The sequence below is a fragment of the Marinifilum flexuosum genome (assembly GCF_003610555.1).
Taxonomy (GTDB): Bacteria; Bacteroidota; Bacteroidia; order Bacteroidales; family Marinifilaceae; genus Marinifilum; species Marinifilum flexuosum.
In genome coordinates this window covers 41257-57452 of sequence record NZ_RAPQ01000010.1, presented here as the reverse complement: position 1 = coordinate 57452, position 16196 = coordinate 41257, and the positions used below count along the sequence as shown (strand labels likewise).

General features: G+C 39.7%; 8 protein-coding genes. 6 read left to right on the top strand and 2 right to left on the bottom strand.

Annotated elements, in window-relative coordinates; translation table 11 throughout:
- Positions 1-8 precede the first annotated feature (8 nt).
- A complete protein-coding gene (locus BXY64_RS13620) occupies positions 9-2258 on the bottom strand; it encodes a polysaccharide lyase family 8 super-sandwich domain-containing protein (RefSeq protein WP_120240560.1) in 2250 nt (749 codons plus the stop codon).
- Positions 2259-2963: 705 nt separating this feature from the next.
- On the opposite strand from BXY64_RS13620, the gene BXY64_RS13615 reads away from it, so the two are divergent.
- The 5 genes from BXY64_RS13615 to BXY64_RS13595 all read left to right on the top strand — a co-directional run bounded on the left by BXY64_RS13615 (position 2964) and on the right by BXY64_RS13595 (position 12638).
- The gene (locus BXY64_RS13615; RefSeq protein WP_120240559.1) at positions 2964-3695 is read left to right on the top strand and encodes a DUF6250 domain-containing protein; all 732 of its coding nucleotides are present in this window, start codon (positions 2964-2966) and stop codon (positions 3693-3695) included.
- Positions 3688-5139, top strand: a complete 1452-nt coding sequence (locus BXY64_RS13610; protein WP_120240558.1) for a polysaccharide lyase 6 family protein — start codon at positions 3688-3690, stop codon at positions 5137-5139. Before BXY64_RS13615 ends, BXY64_RS13610 begins: the two co-directional genes overlap by 8 nt.
- A gap of 120 nt (positions 5140-5259) precedes the next feature.
- On the top strand, positions 5260-7674 hold the full coding sequence (locus BXY64_RS13605; RefSeq protein ID WP_120240557.1) for a DUF4962 domain-containing protein: 2415 nt from the start codon (positions 5260-5262) through the stop codon (positions 7672-7674).
- 62 nt (positions 7675-7736) lie between these two features.
- Complete coding sequence (locus BXY64_RS13600) at positions 7737-11270, top strand: chondroitinase family polysaccharide lyase (RefSeq protein WP_120240556.1); 3534 nt, start codon at positions 7737-7739, stop codon at positions 11268-11270.
- 219 nt (positions 11271-11489) lie between these two features.
- The gene (locus BXY64_RS13595) at positions 11490-12638 is read left to right on the top strand and encodes a DUF4861 family protein (RefSeq protein WP_170150662.1); all 1149 of its coding nucleotides are present in this window, start codon (positions 11490-11492) and stop codon (positions 12636-12638) included.
- A 210-nt stretch (positions 12639-12848) separates the two neighbouring features.
- Here the strand turns inward: BXY64_RS13595 and BXY64_RS13590 are convergent, their stop codons facing one another.
- Positions 12849-14360, bottom strand: coding sequence for a sulfatase (locus BXY64_RS13590; protein ID WP_120240554.1), 1512 nt, complete (start codon positions 14358-14360; stop codon positions 12849-12851).
- Between the two features lie 230 nt (positions 14361-14590).
- On the opposite strand from BXY64_RS13590, the gene BXY64_RS13585 reads away from it, so the two are divergent.
- Positions 14591-16174, top strand: a complete 1584-nt coding sequence (locus BXY64_RS13585) for a sulfatase-like hydrolase/transferase (RefSeq protein ID WP_147375997.1) — start codon at positions 14591-14593, stop codon at positions 16172-16174.
- Positions 16175-16196: the final 22 nt, after the last annotated feature.

Sequence of the window (16196 nt, the reverse complement as noted above, 5' to 3'; positions counted from 1 at the left end):
GAACTTTATTATTTAAGATTTAATTTTATTTCAGTTGATTTTCCAACATTGATTCCTTGTGGGAAGTCAATGTTTGATTCAAGAGTCTTATTACCTGTATTAATTTTTATCTTTCCATTCTTTTGCTGATGAAGAGGATCAGAAACTTGAAGTACAGCCTCCTCATTGTTCAAGGATAGCATGGCAATAACAGGTACATCACTTTCTAAGCTGATTCCATCTTTTAGGGATACTGATCCTTTCTTATAGAAGACCATCATATAAGTGTTGGTATCAATTTGAATAGCCTGCTGTTCATCATTGTTTTGAATGATAAGAGGTAATTTATCTTTACAGATTTCTTTTAGTACATTGAGTTCTATTCCCGGGATTACCATATAGGAATAGTCTGCCTGATCCGGATGCTTGCCATGTGATAGGGAAAGCTGAAAAATGGAGGTTTCTTCCAATTGATTTTCCTTGTTATTGGTGGCATAACGACCATCCAAATCAGCCCAGTTCCCAGTTCTCTCTTCAGCAAATAGTAGCAATGAACTTGCTTTTTTTGTTGGGAAAATCAGGTAAGCAGTGCCATCATGATAAACCCAAGAAGTTTTCTTGATGTCTTTGAACTTAAGATTTGAAGATTTACCTTCCTTAATCTTTCCTTTTTTGTCATTGATATTGTAAAAAATCGATCCGTTTCTGATACTTTGATTCAAAGTTGTCCATACATCGAAATCATCATTATTATTTTTCCTGATGCTATTTCCTAGAGCAAGAAGCACATTGTCATAAGTGAAATATGCTTTGTTGGCTTGCAGGTTCACATAGCTATTCTTGCGGTTGTACTGAAAGGCAGCAATCCCTTTTTTGTTGGCTGCTAATCCGCCGGCAAATTGATTTTTGCTTTTACTTTCACGTCCCCATGGACTCAATGGCAACTTCCCATTTTTTTGAAGAGCAGTGATACCAGGTATTGCGCGCCAGTTCCATCCAATACGTGCTTTGTCGTATTCTTTTCCATTTCGATATATTATGGTAGAGCCATCACCACTAAAGAAGTTATTTTTTCCGTGAGCCCTTTCACTTTCAGAGGTTTCGCATCCTGTGGTTCGGTTTGATAACATCTTGATTGAGAAGTAAGCATTAGGGGTGCTATGTATCAACAAATCTGTATTCCAGAAATACTTGGTAGAATCAAGTGTTGCTGTGTGTGTTGTTCTTTGTTTGTGAAGAAGAGTTTTTAATTCTGCTTCTTTTTCTAATGTGTAAGGAGAGACCGCCAACAGTTTAGAGATCTTTTTCTTCATGTCTCCATTGTCAGCTGGAGCTTTTTTCAATGCATTGTGTCTACCTGCTAAATTCAGGGCCGCACGATTTTTAAAATGATACCACTGTATGCCATCCAGGTAGTAGTCAGCAATGGTGTTCCATTCTTTTTCTGTAAGAGCCCATTGAGTTCCCTTTGTGGCTTCAGCATAGTTAAGAACATGATTGATCCAGTGAACTCCATATCCAACCCAGTAGTTTTGTGCACCTCCGGCGTTGTGTTGAATCCATGATCCATCAGTAGTAAAGCCAGTAGGGAGATCTGTTGGAGTATTTACAACTCGTGGAAACTGTTCTTTTACAATTTCGTGTACCCAATCCATCTCAGCCTCGTTTCCGGAACAAGAAGCTATAGCTGTCATACCCCACAAGCGGTAACCAACATTACCACCTCTGTTATGACCTTCATGTTTATCGAAGACTTTAGGGCTTTTGCCATTATACCAGCACCAGTGACTAAATTCACTAATGCTTTGAATCAGTGAGTCTATTGTTCCTGCCATGGCTGGGTTTGACTCTCGCTCTTTTATCATATCATTATAGATAACCAACTCAATGGCAGCCATAGCTCTAAGGGTTTCAAAAGGAACCCTTGGGAATTTATATTTTGGACGGTGATTGATCCAATATTGCAAGGAACTGTAAATGGCCTTTCGCAACTCCTCTTTGTTGGCTTGCTTTGCTTTTTTATAATCAATGGCTAATTGTGTGATGCGTCCTCTAATATGTTTTGTATGGGGAGTTTCATCCGAAAAACTACCGTCCTCCTGAAGTAAGGAGAGGATTTTTTCGGTGCTGATAGTTTCTCCCTTTGCTGATAACTTCTTTCCTTGATGCGCTGTTCTTATTTTTTGAATGTCAGCATTAACATTTTCTTGTGATGAGGCACTTGATGATAAAAGTAGACAGGCAAAAAATGTGATACAGATGGTGTGGATTCTGTTCATATGATTATTGTTTTCTCGTTACTAATCTCTGGTATTTCCCTACTATTTTGGTCTTCAAAATTTGTCTTCTAAAGATTGAAAATAGGGGTGAGCTTCCCAGTTTTTTCTCATTGCACTTCAAAGAGAGGCTTCTTCATTTTTGTTGTTTTCTCAATGACTTGCACTTAAAATTATTAATTGCTTATCGCGAGATGGAGGACTTTTTCATTTCTGGCACTTTTCTCGCGGTAAAGTTTTGTAAGTGTCAGTAGATTAAATGGTAAAAGCAGGTGTGTTGTGGGTTTCAAAAAATGCAACTGGTTTAATTTTCTTGTTGTTATGAGTGTTACAATTGTTCGGAAAATTATGGATGGTAGGAAAATCTATTATCTCCATATAAATCAAGTGGTTTGGTGTTTGGTGTTGGTAATGCACAGGAAATCAAAAGAAGAGCTGCATTAACGAGCGATTATTAATGGTGTTTTTACCGTGTGTAAAATCGTACGGAAGATATTGTACGGTTTTTTAAAGTGTAGTGTATCAATGCGTTTTAGGGCTTTTTGCTTTGCTGGTGTGCCGAAATGGATATTTGGGACAGGCTTGGTTTGTGTGAGGTGATGCTTTCAGGTATCTTGAAATCGTTTTCAGGAGCAGGCAAGTGCTCTGAATTGTTGTTTGTTGACCTCTTTTGAAGTGTGGGGTGTAATATATTTAAAATAGAAGAAAATGATGCGATTATTTGGACTGGTATTTCTTGTGCTTTCTTTATGTGCATGTAATGCAAAATCTGAAAAAGAAAATTGGTATGAAATATCAGAATTACTGTTTGAAGATTCCTTTAACGATGGTAGTTTGGACAATTGGATTAGCGAAATTCAGGAAGATTCATGTAGCTCAGTTTTGGTGAAAGACGGCAAAATGGATATTGATGTTTGCAAGGGAGCTTCCATTTGGCTGGATCAATATTTCGAGGGTGGAGTCCTAATTGAATATGATGCAACAGTAATAGGAAAAGGCGGTCCAAATGATCGGGTGAGTGATTTGAATTGCTTTTGGAATGCAACTGATCCTAGAAGCCCGAAGGATTTGTTTGACTCTCCCCGAAAGGCATCAGGCATGTTTCACGATTACGATACCTTGCAATTGTACTATGTGGGAATGGGAGGTCATAACAATACAAAGACTCGATTTCGCCGTTATGCAGGAGATGGAAACAAGCCTCTTCTTGCCAGACATGATTTGTCTGCTCCTGATGTGTTAATTGAAGCGAATAAGACTTACAGAATTCAACTAATCGCTTTAGATGGACGAGTACAGTTTATCCGTGATGGAGCAGTAATATATGACTTTAAGGATGCAGAAGCCTATGAAAAAGGATGGTTTGGTATACGAACCATTAATAATCATATGAGTGTTGATAATGTGAAGGTATATCAGATTAAAGGGAAAGATGAATAAGACATATAGAAGAAGTATAAGCTTGCTAGTCATTGCATGTCTATCGGTAGTAATGGTTTCTGCTCAGAAAGTGACCAGAGTGGGAGATCTGAAAGAATTGTTGTTAGCATTAGAATCGGGTAGTCAGGAGATAGAGTTAAAAGATGGAGATTATCAGGATCTTCATGCGGATGTAAAGTGGAGTGGGAGTAAAGAAAATCCGATTGTAATAAAGGCTGAGCATCCTGGGAAAGTAATTGTTAAGGGAAATACTTCCATTGTTCTTTCAGGAAACAACATCGTTCTATCAGGTATCGATTTTAATAAAGGAAAAAGAGATAAGGATGGATCTTTGATTCTTGTATCTGGAGAAAATAATAGACTTACAAATTGTCGCTTTCGAAATTACAATCAGGTTACAGGTGTTTGGGTGCAATTGAATGGTTGTTACAACCGAGTGGATCATTGTTGGTTCGAGGGAAAAACTTCAGGTGCGAGTTACATTAATGTAGATGTTCCTAAGTCTGGTGGTAATCACCATCTGGTGGACTATAATTATTTCTCACGTCCCCCTCTTGGAAAAAATGGGGGTTCAGCCATGCGTATTGGCCATGGTTCTATGGCAAAGCGTTATTGTTATACAACAGTAGAATTTAACCTGTTCGAAGATTGCAGTGGCGAAAGTGAAATCATGTCATCGAAGAGTTGTGGAAACATCTTTCGTTACAATACATTTTTGAATTGCAAGGGAGCACTGAGCCTTCGCCAGGGAGTGGAAGGAATTGTGGAAAGCAACTTTTTTATCTCCAATAAAGAGGGAAAAAACAGATGTGGCGGAGTTGCAGTTCGAAGCAGAAAGCATTTGGTGGTTAACAATTATTTCAGTGGACTGGCTCCCAAGTCAGGAGGAGTTGTCAGCTTTGGTTCTGCTTCTCCTTCCGATCCCAAAAGATTGGCATTGGGGTTGATTGGAGCTCATTTTCCAAAGACTGCAGAAAATACAATTGCCCATAATCTCTTTGTGAATAATAGATCCGTTTCAATTGATGTAATCAATGATTTAGGGCACAGAAACAAAGTGTTTCCACCCGATAGTATGTTCTTCTTGCATAACGTGATGGTAGGAGGAATGCCTCATATTAAAAAGCATACAGAGCCTCAATATTTGGTTTTTGAAGGGAATGTATTCCAGGGGAGTAGTGGAATCAAAACAAACAAAGGCTTGCAGAAGATGAAGGTAAAGTTGAAGGATGAGAAGCAAGTCTTCACAGTAAAGAACCAGAAGAGTTTACCAGCAGCTGATATTTCAACATGGGAAAAGAACTTGACCAAAGAGATGTTGCAACGCTTGGATTTTGATTTGGAAAAAGTGAAATCGTCAGGAGTTTATTACTCTCCTAAGGGGAAGCGTGGTGGATTACAACAAATACTTCAAAGAAACGATGTTGGTCCTAATTGGATGTAAATAGAAAATATACAATACAATAATGAAACGTCCATGAGTAAATAATTATTAACTCACATACGAGGATGATTATTTTCGAATGGTAAGTTCCATCTGACAAGTGGGTAAAATTATAAACAGATGAAAGAAAGATTGAAAATTAGATTGGGAGCTCTTGTGTTGGTGGTCTTGATGATTATTCTTTTTGCAGGAACCATCCGCAATTCACAGGCACAAAATGTGAAGAGCCATCCACGTGTATTTTTCCAGAAGGATGAATTAAAAGAGTTTGCCGATATGCGTTTAACAACGCATAAAAGTGAATGGGAGAGTTTACTCCTGATTTGCGAGAAGCTAAATAAAATGGAGCCTATAGAGCACCCAAAATCGAAATTGGTATTTTCATTTCCTGAAAAACTAGCAGCAATGGCATTGGTGCAATTGTTGGATCCGAAACAAAAATATCAGGAAATTTTCGAGAAGCATTTCTGGACTATCCTGAAATGGAAAGAATGGGACAAATGGATTGACGGAAAAGGCAAAGGTCCTGGCGGAGATTTGGGAATTGCTCAGGCCTTAATCGCTCTGACAGCTTCTTATGATTGGCAATATCAGAATTTTACGAAGAAAGAACGTAAATACATTAATCAGAGGCTTGTTCGTATCGCTCACCATTTTTATGAAGATTATTCAAGGTTCCACACAAACAATTTTGCGATCATGAATTGCAACCACGGAACCAATGTATATGCCGCTTTAAGTGCTGTTTTGTATGGTGTTGATGATGTGCCGAAAGAATATCAAAAAGAGTGGACGGACTGCTTGGAGCACAAATATGAAACGCTAACAAGTCAGATGAACTCCTTGATGAGTGATGGGTTTAGCGATGAAGGAGCAACATATTTCATGTTTCAGTTGAAAACCTATGTCCAGTGGATGGAATTGCGCAGAAATGCATTGGAGAAAGGCTATGGAGAACCTTACCAGAGTTTGGATTGGTTTAAAAATGCTTCAGCTTATTGCATGTATTCTATTTTACCTGGCGGAAAGGATAACTTTGGTGGCCTGGCAAGATATGCCGATGCAAATCCTAAGTTTTGGGGGAATCCATACTCAGTATTTCCGGCATTGGCTAAGAATTTAAAAGATCCATTTGCGCAATGGTTGTCTTCAGAGCTTGAATTAGGAGAGGTTGAGCTATGGCGTGCCGAGAAGAAAACAGAAAAAGATCAGGACCAGAAATCCAATTATGATGTGTGGAGATACATTTGGAAAGATGCATCAGTACCTGTTGTTGATTTGAACACATTACCAAACTGGCGCTTTTTCGAGGATGCCGGAATGTATGTTTGGCGTTCTTCCTGGAAAAATGATGCCAGCTACTTTACCATTAAATCGGGTCAGCATTATCAAGGGCATGGACATCCTGACGACGGACAATTCATGTTACACAGGGCTGGGGTTCCCTATATTATTGACATGGGATATTCCAATCCAAAATATACTCATGAGCACAATGTCCTGTTGGTAAATGGCGAAGGCCAGGTTGGTGATGGTGATGTTTGGTGTGAGTTTGGTGAATATCCAGGCAACAAAGCGATCTGGGGGAAAACGGATGTTATCATTAGTACCGGAAATCAAGGGGAGTATGATTACTTCAACCTGGTTTGTGATCCTTCAAATATGTACTCTTCCAAGGATTTGAACTTCTGGCATCGCGAAGTGCTTGCTTGCAATGGATTGTTTTTGATTCGCGATGAAATGCAAGCAAAAAAGGAAGTGGATTTTGAATTGCTCTTGCACTCTTATGCCAGTAGGAAAGGAAAGAAAGATGCTTATGAATATACCAAGGATAGAGAGCTAAATCCATTTCATTCAAAAGAGAATAAGGAATGGTTGATCGATCCAAGAAAAGGGAAAGCTCCTTTGTTATTGGTGAAAGATCTCTCTTCATCCAATTGGAGTGATTCTGTGGAAGAAGCTTGGTTTTACGACAATTATCTTCGTAAGAAAGATGGTATTGGGCATGTGCAGTTGGGGCATGTGCTAAAAAGAAGACAAAAGGCGAAAGAGGCTAGTTCCCTTTTACTATTAGGTTTTCAGGATCAATTGGAGGGCAAAAGAGTTGTGCGCTTGCCAGAAGGTGAAGGGCTTCAAATTCAGAATGAGAAAGGGGATATCCTAACAGAGATCTCCTGGAGTGAAAAAGCATCTCTTTCTCAGTTGAAATTTACCGGTGATATGGCAGGAATACGGTTTGACAAGCAGAAAGCAATTGAATGGTTCGGAAGAGATATCCGTAAAGTCAGCCATGGCGAGAATACATTGCTTGTGTCTGATAAACAGATTTCCGTGCATGCTTTTATCAAAGAGGAGAGCATGGTGATTGATTTTAATTCGAAAGAACAAGCACAGCTAAGTCTGGCTGTTCCATCTCAACCAACCCATGCAGAAATAAATGGTCGTATAATCGATTACAGTTTTGAGAATGGTGCAATGACATTCCACCTGGATGGAGGAAAAGCGCAAAAACTGGAAATTAAATTTGAAAAATAGAGTAAAATGAGGATGCTGTATGTAGATACGGACATCCTCTTTTATCTTATAAATAGCTAACAATGAAAAAGAATATTTTGTTTACACTGATGTTGATGTGTTGTACTTGCATGTTGAGTTACGCACAGTACATCGGTTTGGAAAATTCCGTTCCCGCGGGGTGGAGTACCAGCTCTGGTTCAAGCCTGACAATGAGTGATGCTCATTATAAGTTGGGATCTCAATCCGTAAAGTGGGATTGGAACCAGGGGGCAGAGTTGAATATTTCAAATCCTCCTAACATTAATACTGCAGTAACGACCTATAAAGGTGGATTGATATTGTGGGTCTACAATGAAACGCCCGTTGATCGTACCATCAGGTTTGAATTCGGAAAAGGAAGTAGTGTGGACTATTACTTCGATTATGGGATCAATTTTAAAGGATGGCGTGCCTGTTGGATTCGTTTTAAAGAAGACATGAGTGGTCCAAAGAGCAATCAGAGTTTGGATTATATGAAAATTATTGCCCCTTCTGATGTGGAAAGTGGTTCACTGTGCTTTGATAGAATGATGTTTCCAGGTACTCGCATTCACGACAGGGTAACACCAGATAAGCAGTTGCCTTACATTAATCCTTCCATGAACCACAATCATTGGGCTGCACTTTGGTATTGGTACGATAATTATACTCATGATATTGCATTGGCACCGAGTGTGAGTGCTGAGGTGCAGAAGGCTTTTGACGCTATCAAAGAGGAGATGGTGTTGGCTTACCAGGGAACCCAGCCAACTGCATCTAAGGTTACGAAGGTTAAGGATAAGTTCAGAAGTTTCGATATTCAAAGATTGGATGGTCAGATTACAGGACGTCCATACGTAAGCGATGATGAGTATGACCAGTCAATTGGTGACGTTAAGATGGATCAGGTTGGCCCGGTTTTAAAAGACTTGGCTCAGATATACTTTCACAACAGGGATGATGAGGCGAAACAAATGTTTTACGATCTTCTGGACTATGTGATGGATCAAGGATTGAATGTTGGTAGTGGTATGGGAACCAACCATCATTATGGGTATAACTTTAGAGAGTTTCCTCCTGCTGTTTTTCTGATGAGGGATGCTTTGAAGGCTGATGGCAGATTGGATGAGGCTGTCGCCATGCTGAATTACTGGACAGGTATTCAGGAGTACAGAATTGAACCGGAAGTTGGAACTTTGCAAGGGTTGATGGATAGCTGGAATACTACGGTTATTCCTCGTTTAATTGCGGTGATGACCATGGATGATTCTCCGGAAAAAGCCCGCGAAATGAAAGCCATCAAGCGTTGGATGGATATTTCATTGAAAATTGTGCCAGGTACAATGGGAGGTATCAAAGAGGATGGTTGCGGATTCCACCATGGTGGTTTGTATCCTGCCTATAGTAAGGGAGGATATGCCGGAGTAGGTACCTACCTTCGTTTTGTGAATGGTACTTGTTATGCGCTTTCCAATGAGGCCAGAAGAAATTTTGGGAAAGGAATAATGGCTATGCGCAACTACTCTAATCTTTTGGATTGGGGATTTGGGATTTGTGGTCGTCATCCTCTGGCTGGTACCATTAGCAGTGGAATGAAAAATGCCTATGCCTATTTGGCTAAATCAGGGAATCCGGACACGGGTGAAGATATTTGGACTGAGATGGCTCAGGCCTATATGAGATTAGAAAGCTCAAATACTGCTTTCAAGAAAGAGTTCGCAGGTATGGGAATTAGCGCGGAAGAGGCGCCAAGTGGGAACTTTACCTATAACTATGGAGCTTTAGGCATTCATCGTCGCGACAATTGGATGGTGAGTGTCAAAGGATACAACAAACATGTATGGGGATCTGAAATCTATTCGAAAGATAACAGGTATGGTCGTTACCAGAGTTATGGAACCGTACAGGTAATTGGAAGCGGTGATCCTGTAAAGTCTTCGAAAAGTGGTTTTGTTCAAAATGGTTGGGATTGGAATCGTTATCCAGGTGCTACCAGTATTCACCTTCCTTTGAATTTACTGAATAGCCCAAACAGCGGGACTTTGATGGAGAAGTCAAATGAAGGATTTACCGGTGCTTCGAACTTGAGTGGAGAGAATGGTATTTTTGGAATGAAGCTGAGAGAAAAGGATAGAACCAATTTCACTGCTGATCATCAGGCCAACAAGTCGGTGTTCTGTTTCGAAAACCGAATTATCTGTTTAGGCTCTGATATTTCAAACTCCAATTCGCAATATCATACGGAAACAACTTTGTTCCAGGTAAATCTTACAGATCAATCTACAGCCATGTATGTTGATGGGAGTAATGCCATCACAAGCTTTCCTTTACAGCAGGATTTCAATGCAGACAAGAACCATTGGTTGGTTGATCCTGTTGGGAATGCCTATTGGTTGAAATCAGGTGCAAACTTGAAAATTTCAAGAGCTACCCAGGATTCTCGTCACAATAAAACCAAGGCTGCTACTCAGGGGGATTTTGCCAGCGCCTGGATTGATCACGGAACCTCACCTTCGAATCAAACCTATGAATATGTTATTCTTCCGCAAGCTGATGTTGCAGCAATGCAGTCCTTTGCTGCAAATATGAATCAAGCGGAAACTGCTGCCTATAAGGTGTTAAAGCAAGATCAGAATGCTCACATTGTATGGGATCGTGCTACAAATACTACTGGCTACGTGTTCTTTGATGCAAGTTCAGAATTATCGGATGAGTTTGTAAAGCAAATTAGTGCTTCTGCTTTGGTAATGATAAAAGCCAATGGCGAACAGGATAAATTGAACATGAGTGTTTGCGATCCTGATCTTCATATTCCTGAAATTGCCTATACCACTGCTAAAGCTAGCCAGGAGTCTGTTATTGTGATTCGCTTGAAGGGGAACTGGGAGTTGGATGGACAATTTTCTGATGCCAGCATCCTGTCGAGAACCAATACGGAAACCAAAATTCAATTCAATGTGAAAGATGGGATTCCAAGAGAGGTTAAACTGACAAAAGGTGAAGAAATCACTGACGCTGTTGCACCGGTAATCAAGCACATCCAGGTAAAAGATATTCAGGCTACTTCTGCAGGTCTAGAGTTAACCAGTAATGAAAATGGAACACTTTACTGGTATGTGGATTTGGCAGCCAATGCAAAGCCACTTACTGAACAGGTGATGAGCGGGGCTGGTTCGGTACAATTCGGACAACATGCTTGTGTGGCCAATGAGATGTGGGAAGGACAGATGAATGATCTTCAGGAGAATGAATCTTATGTGCTTCATGCCGTGGCAGAGGATGAAGCGGGAAATGTTTCCGTTCTTTCTTCTACGGACTCCTTTAATACCGTAGTGACTGGTGTGGATGATATTGATGATAATAAAGACTTATTGGTATATGGCAAAGATGGAAAGATTGTGATTAAATCTTCTCGACCTTTTCCCAGTGATACCATGGTACAGGTTTATGACCTTGGAGGACGAGTGCTAAAATCTGTTTTTTATAGTGATTCAAAAGAATTAAGCGTTGATGTTCCCAATGCGATTGGCATATACATCGTTCGCTTGCAAATGGATGGACAGCTTCTGTCGAAAAAGCTCATATTAAAAAAATAGTAGACTAATAATTATTAGTATCGGGTAAGAAAGGAGCCGGCATAGACTGTATTTCATCAGTTTTCTGGCTCCTTTCATTGTTTAAAAATTCAGTATATAATTCTCATTTATCATTACTTTATGCGAAAAGTAAATCTACCTTTAGTCAACCTTCTTGTACTCATTTGTTTGGTACAATGCAAGGGGGTGTCAAATTCTTCAAATCCGTTAAAAAATGAAATGATAGCCGAGCAGGAGCTGAGCATTTCGAATCCTTTAAATAAAGATCGGATCATGGTTCCTGTGGAGATTAAGCTTTCAGGTTTAAAGGCCGAAATGCAGATTGATTCAGAATCCAGTCTCTTGGTTTGCCTGGCAGACTCCGTAATTCCTTCTCAGTTGGATGATTTAAATGGGGATGGTAATAAAGATGAACTTTCGTTTCAGCTTGACATCAAAAAAGATTCAAACTTGAAGGTGAAAATCTGTAAGGTGAGTAAGGAGGTTGCAAGTAAATATGTTTTCGAGAGTGGTGTTCATGCTCAAATGGGCTTAAAAAATGGGAAGAAACCCTTTATTATTAAGGATAGCATCTTTAGTGAGAGTGGCGATTTGTATAAGGAAACCATGCACCATGGTCCGGCATTGGAATCGGAGCACATTGCCTACCGTATGTATTTCGATGATAGAAGCAGTATTGATGTGTATGGTAAAATGCATTATCGTCTTGAGTTGGATACAACCAAGTGGTATTCCAACGATGAGTTTATTGCCAATGAGTATGGTGGTGATATTCTGTTTGTGAAGAACACCATGGGGGTAGGATCATTGAGAATGTGGGATGGCAAAGAATCTCAAAATATTAAAGCAACAAAGGGACGATATGCAGTGATCCGATCGCGTGGGCCTGTTCGTTCTGTTATTGATATGTGTACCATGGGTGTTGATGGCAATACAGAATTATTGTCAAGGATGATGATTTATGCCGGACATCGTGAGATGATTTACAGGGCTTACTTACCCAAAGAAATGAATGCTGAGTTCTGTACTGGTGTGCGAAAAATAATTGGTGCTGACGTAAGGATCAATAAAGAAGCAGGATACATTTCACTTTGGGGAACAGATTATCCAAGAATTAATCATGAGAAGTATCCTCAGGTTACAGTTGGTTTGGGGGTTGTAGTACCAAAGCAATGGCAATCCAATCTATTTATGGAGGATGAGCTGAACCATTTGATTGGTATACAGTCAAAAGATTCATTCATTGAATATTATATTGCAGCTTCATGGAATCAGGAAAGAAATGGAATTCAAACAGCAGATGAAATGGAGGAGTATATGAAAAATCTTTCTTTAAGAGCGAATGCTTCTTTGCAGATTTCATATTAAAAAGATTAGAAGATATAGGTTGAATTTATAAATGAATCTGTTTCTATAAAATCAAGCCCAAAGCACCGCAAGAATTAATTGTACTTATTGTAATTATGCTGGTTGCTTTGGGCTTGATTTTATTAATCTTTCCGCAAAAAGTTACGAAACTTATCGCAAAAAATTGCGGAAGGTTTCGCAAAAAGTTGCGGAAAGTGCAATTTTTCAGCTTTATAATTTAGGATACGCCAAATGCATGTCACTGTGCCTATCTACCGGAGTTTGTGCATCAACACTTTTTAAATATGATCGCAATTGTGTGCATAGTTTTTTAGCGATTTCAGGATGTTCATCAAGCAAATTGTGTTTCTCTGCGATGTCATTTTCCAAATCGAATAGTTCTGCCTTTTCGTCTTCATACCCGTAGCAAAGTTTCCATTTGCCCATTCTAATGGAGCTAAATGGTTTAATACTTGGATAGATATCTCTTAAGCCTTTCCATGCCCAATAGTGTGGATAGTGAAAACAAAGACCTTCAGGACGATCAAAGGATCCCTTGCCGGTAAGAAGAGGTGTCAAGTCTTTTCCGTCAATGGCTTCCAGGTAGGTTACAGGAGAAACTCCTGCCATTTGAAGAATGGTTGGGAAGAAATCGTCGCTGCATACAGGTTCGTCACACTGAGTACCAGGCTTCACTTTTCCAGCCCACTTTACCATCATAGGAACTCTGATTCCTCCCTCACGGCAAGTTCCCTTTCCATCGCTAAGGGGAGCATTGGTGGTTGGATGTCCCGCATGGGTTACAAGGCCTCCATTGTCCGACATGAATATGATGATGGTGTTGTCAGCAATTTTTAGCTCGTTCAGTTTGTTCATTACAGCGCCCAAACTGTTATCCATGCTGGCTACCATGGAAGCATATTTAGCTTCGGCTTCGGTTTTTCCTTCCTGAATAAATTGTTGAACCAGCTCTTTGTGCTCCTGAATCGGCGTATGAACGGCGTAGTGAGCAAAATTCAGGAAAAACGGTTTCTTCTCATTCGAAAGTTTTTCGATTAGCTGTGTTGCTTTCACCGTTAGGGCATCGGTAAGGTAGAGACTGTCTTTTGCAAACTCTTCCATGTCGGGAACCTTGTATCCGCTGTCTTCTTTTCCGTATGGATAATAGTAGGAAGCCGGATGACCCGCATGATGTCCTGCAATATTGTAATCGAAACCTAACTGTTTGGGATCAGCACCTGAAGTACCGGTTTTTCCGAAGTGAGCTTTCCCAATGTGAGCCGTAGTGTAGCCATGTTCTTGCAATATTTTTGGGAAGGTGATGTCTGCAGCTGTTAATCCGTTAATGTTCCAATCTGGAATGAATAATTTCTGTTCCGATTCAGGAACATCATTTTCCTGTCCGGGAATCCAGTTGGTGATTTGGCTTCTGGCCGGATTTTTTCCTGTAAGAATGCTGCATCGGGTAGGCGAGCAAACAGGGCTGGCTGCATAGGCACTGGTAAATTTGATGCCCTGCTGAGCCATCAATTCCATATTGGGTGTTTTCTGGTATTTATTATTTGGCGTTGTAGTTTTGCCAAAAGGAACCGAGGTGTCGGTCCAGCCCATGTCATCTACTAGAAATAATATGATATTAGGTTGAGTTTGTTGTTCAGAAGTTGTACATGCACTAAATAGTAAAGCACCTGCACATGCAATCAAGCTTATGTAACTTGATATGTTTATTGTTAGTTTTTTCATTCTTGGAATTAGGTTGATTTAGAACTAAAATTAGAAATTAAAGCTTATGATTAAAAATAAGATAAATAATTGGTAATGGTCCCAATATTTGAAACACTTGTAAATAAAGCAGATTAAGTAGAAGTGTACAATAGCGGTGTATGATATTGGAATTGATTTGTATGATTTTGCACAAGTAGGATTGAAGGATATAGCAACTTTGAGAAAAATCCATTAAAAACAAATCTCAAGTGAAATTAAACAAGATTATACATGCAATGTGGCCTTTGGTTTTAGGTGCTTGCGCAACAGGAACGAGTAAAACAGCAGATGAAAAATTGCAAAAACCAAATGTAATTTTGGTTGTGACCGATGATCAGGGATATGGTCAGCTGAACTTTGATTCCGAGTCCTACACGCATGATCAGTTAAAAAATACTAAGGTAACAAATCGATATACTACAGCGGTAGAAGCGGCTTATGAGGCTGCTCAATCAGCCATGCCGCAAACTTCGAGATTGGCCAATGAAGGAATAAAGTTTACCAATGCATTTGTTGCTTCAACAACATGTGCTCCATCAAGAGCCGCATTGCTTACCGGAAAGTATACTCAGCGTTTTGGAATTTATAACAATTACGATGCAGAAGCGGGAGTTCGTCCTGATGAGAAATTCTTGTCAGAAACTTTTCAGGAAAATGGTTACAAGACTGCTATGATTGGAAAATGGCACCTGGGAGAGTTGACCATAGATTCTTTGGTAGAAAAGACTCGGGATTATCATCGCGATGCCATTTATGGATGTGTGAAAAATCAGCACCCATTGAGTAAAGGTTTCGATTACTATTATGGATTCAACTACCATGGTAGCAACTACTACAATGCAACCAGCTTGTTCAGAAACTACGAACATGTAAAATCCCAGGGATATATTACAGATGAGTTTACCGATGAGGCTTTGAAGTACATTGAAGAAAACCAGAATGATCCTTTCTTCATGTTCTTGTCGTATAATGCTCCTCATATTCCATTGGAAGAACAGGCTCCAAGAAAATATCAAAGATTTGATACTGGTAATTCTGAGGTTGACAATTACTATGCAACTTTAGCTGCAGTTGATGATGGAATTGGGCAGATTGTATCAAAATTGAAAGAGCTGAATCTTGATCAAAATACAATGATTTTATTTGTGAGTGATAATGGTGCAGTGGTAGATTCACCACTACCACTTAATGGAGCATTTAAAGGCAATAAAGGGCTAATGTTCCAGGGAGGTATTCATGTTCCAATGTTTGTTTGGGCGCCAGGTTTGATCAAATCAGGGCAAGTAATTACCGAAAATGTATCAGCAATGGATCTTTTGCCAACAGCATTGGCTGCAGGCGGTATTGATGTTTCCAATTTGGTAGATGGGATTGATTTGCAGAACGTGATAAAAGGAGAGAAGGTAAACAAGCAAAAGAGACAATTGTTTTGGGCTGGTTGTCAGGCTTACCATTGGAGTGATAAAAATCTTGATTTTTGGTCTGGTTATGAGCAATATGTGAAAGGGAGCAAAGAAGTGACTGCATTTCCATCAAGTCAGTATCGTGAGTATTTGTCAGACCCGGCAGGAACAGTTTTGGAAGGTGATTACATGATGCATTATTACCCTGTGGGAGACAGATATGAATTGTTCAATATCAAACAAGATCCGGGAGAAGAGAACAATCTTGCTGATGAAAAACCAGAGTTGACTAGCAGGTTGAAAACGGCTTTCGACCAATGGATTATTGAAATGGAAAAACCAGTTGAGTGGAAAAAGGAGACTTGGGCGAAACTATTGCCAAAATCATAATTGGTGAATTAAAATATTGGAA